We start from the raw sequence: 2,782 nt of genomic DNA on the forward strand, positions 1-2,782 counted from the left end.
ACTTGACGTCGTCCTCGATAGTGACGTTGGGGCCGGGGGAGGCGAGTTCCGGCGTGTCGTTGGTGATCGCGCCGATGATGCCGATCTTCTGGCCGCCGACCTCGACGACAACAGACGGCTTGACGCGGTCGCCGAGCTTGGATTGCGCGTTGGCCTTCACATTGGCGCCCAGCACGGGGAACTTGATCATGTCGAGGAACGGCGCCAAGGCCACTTCGCCATCGTCGAATTCATGGTTGCCGAGCGCCATGGCGTCGAACTTCATCTCGTTGAGGAATTCGCCTTCGACCTTGCCCTTGTAGGTCGTGTAGAACAGCGATCCCTGGAAATTGTCTCCGGCGCTGAGCAGCAGCACGTTCTGGCCTTCCAGCTTCTTGCGCTCCTGGGCGATCGCGGTGATCAGCCGGCCCGCGCCGCCGATGCATTCGCCCTTGGTCTCCTCATCAGCCGAGCAGGTCGATTCATATTTGTTGTTGCCTTCGATGCGGCTGTGCCAGTCGTTGATGTGCAGGATGTTCAGCGTGTAGTCGGCAAAGGATGCGCCGGCCGACAGGCCGAGCGCTGAGGCGGACAGGGCGGCAATGGCAGCAAGCTTCTTCATCTTCGTCTCCCGGAAAGCTGATCAGAGGCCTTTAACGCTCTTGCTTGACTGGAACATAACAGTCGGCGCTTTGGCCATGTTCCCATCGCGTTCCGGATGACGCAAGCGGAAATCCGGGAACCTTTGCCGGCATAAAAAAGGACGACGGCCAATCGGCCGCCGTCCTTGGGGGAGCGAATGCTCGCTGGTTCAGGCGCGCCGTGTCAACACGAAATTCTGGCCGCTGGAGCTGGTGCAGTTGAGCTGGCTTGTCGAAACCATCAGGCAGTTGAAGCTGACCGCGGTCTGGCGGATCAGCGACGTGCCGTTGATCTGCACCGACGTGGCGCCGGTCATCGTGTAGCTGCCATCGGCAAGCTTCTGACCGGTGTCGGTGGCGACGGTCGTGAAGGTGCCGCTGGCGAAGGTCGACAGGCCGGTTCCCTTGGCGTCGATCCAGGAGCCCTCGACGCCTTTCGGCGCCGCTGCCATCGGCGGCTCATTGGGGCCACTGGTCGTACAAGCAGCAAGCCCGGCCAAGGCTGCCGCCGCTACGCTCATCGAAAGAACTTTGCGCGCAATGTTGTTCATATGAAAATCCTCTCCTCAGTCCGCATCCCTTCAATCGCCCGATTTCCGGGCGATTGCAAGGCAATGGAGTATCCCGGGCAGGCCGCTATCGAACGAGGATGTTGCGGAACTGCCACGGGTCGTTGCGGTCGAGGTCTTCCGGGAACAGGCCAGGGCGGTTATCGAGCGGCGTCCAGTCGGTGTAGTAGCCCTTGACCGGTCCGAGATACTGGGACTGCACTTCCAGGCAGCGCCTGTAATCCATCTCGTCGGCCTCGACGATACCGGCCTCGGGATTCTCCAGCGCCCAGACCATGCCCGAGAGCACCGCCGAGGTGACCTGCATGCCGGTGGCGTTCTGGTAGGGCGCCAGCTTGCGCGCCTCGGCGAGCGACAGCTGCGAGCCGTACCAGTAGGCATTCTTGTCATGGCCGTAGAGCAGCACGCCGAGTTCGTCGACGCCGTCGACCAGCTCGTTCTCGTCGAGCACGTGGTGCTCCGGCTGAGGCTTGCCGGCGGCGCCGAACATCTCGTCCAGCGACAGCAGCGCGTCGTTGCAGGGATGATAGGCATAGTGGCAGGTCGGGCGGTAGTGCACCTTGCCCTTCTTGGAGCGTACGGTAAAGAAATCGGCGATCGAGATCGCCTCGTTGTGCGTCACCAGGAAGCCGTACTGGGCGCCGGGCGTCGGGCACCATGAGCGCACGCGCGTGTTGGCGCCGGGCTGCTCCAGATAGATGGCGGCCTTCGAGCCGTGCTTGTGCTTCTTGGCGTTCTTCGGCATCCACGTCTCATGCGTGCCCCAGCCGAGCTCGGCGGGCTGCAGACCCTCGGAGATGAAGCCCTCGACCGACCAGGTGTTCCAGAACACGTCCATCGGCTTCGGCTTCTTGGCGCGCTGGGTGTCGCGCTCGGCGATGTGGATGCCCTTGACGCCGGCCTTCTTCATCAGCTTGGCCCAGCCCTCGCGGTCGTCCTGCGCGGGCTCTGAAAACTCGAGGCCAAGGTCGGTGGCGAGATTGACCAGCGCCTGCTTGACGAACCACGAGACCATGCCGGGGTTGGCGCCGCAGGTGGAGACCGCCGTCGCGCCGCCGGGCTTGTCGTGCTTTTCCTTGAGCAGCGACTCGCGCAGTGCATAGTTGGTGCGGCTGGCGTTGTCGGCCTTGGCGTCGAAATAGAAGCCGAGCCATGGCTCGACGACGGTGTCGATGTAGAGCACGCCGAGCTTGCGGCAGAGCCGCATCAGGTCCACCGAGCCGGTATCGACCGACAGGTTGATGCAAAAGCCCTGGCCGCCGCCATTGGTCAGAAGCGGCGTCAAGAGCTTCTTGTAGTTCTTCTCGGTCACCGCTTCCTGGACGAAGGCGATGCCGCGCTCGTCGAGCAGCTTGCGGTCGGTGTCGCGCGGGTCGATGACCGTCATGCGCGACTTGTCGAACTTGAAATGGCGCTCGATCAGCGGCAGCGTTCCCCGGCCGATCGAGCCGAAGCCGATCATCACGACAGGGCCGGTGATTTCACCGTAAACGGGCCAGTTTTCATTCGCCATTTTATCGAGCACTCCTTCAAAACCCAGGAAACTGGGAAAACACGCGCAAAACCGGGGATTTTTGCCCGGCGGCCATGCGC

Annotated in this window: 3 protein-coding genes; all 3 read right to left on the reverse strand. The window is 62.7% G+C overall.

Translation table 11 applies throughout. The annotated features are described in order from the left end of the window. On the reverse strand, positions 1 to 601 hold a 601-nt coding region (locus tag EN993_RS32910; RefSeq protein ID WP_206532458.1), incomplete at its 3' end, for a metallophosphoesterase. 189 nt (positions 602 to 790) lie between these two features. Continuing rightward, positions 791 to 1,171 (reverse strand): hypothetical protein, encoded by a 381-nt coding sequence (locus EN993_RS32915; RefSeq protein WP_109659288.1) that lies wholly within the window; start codon positions 1,169 to 1,171, stop codon positions 791 to 793. An 85-nt stretch (positions 1,172 to 1,256) separates the two neighbouring features. Then, on the reverse strand, positions 1,257 to 2,702 hold the full coding sequence (locus EN993_RS32920; protein WP_109659290.1) for a homospermidine synthase: 1,446 nt from the start codon (positions 2,700 to 2,702) through the stop codon (positions 1,257 to 1,259). Positions 2,703 to 2,782: the final 80 nt, after the last annotated feature.

The sequence above is a fragment of the Mesorhizobium sp. M7D.F.Ca.US.004.01.2.1 genome, assembly GCF_003997785.1.
GTDB lineage: Bacteria > Pseudomonadota > Alphaproteobacteria > Rhizobiales > Rhizobiaceae > Mesorhizobium > Mesorhizobium loti.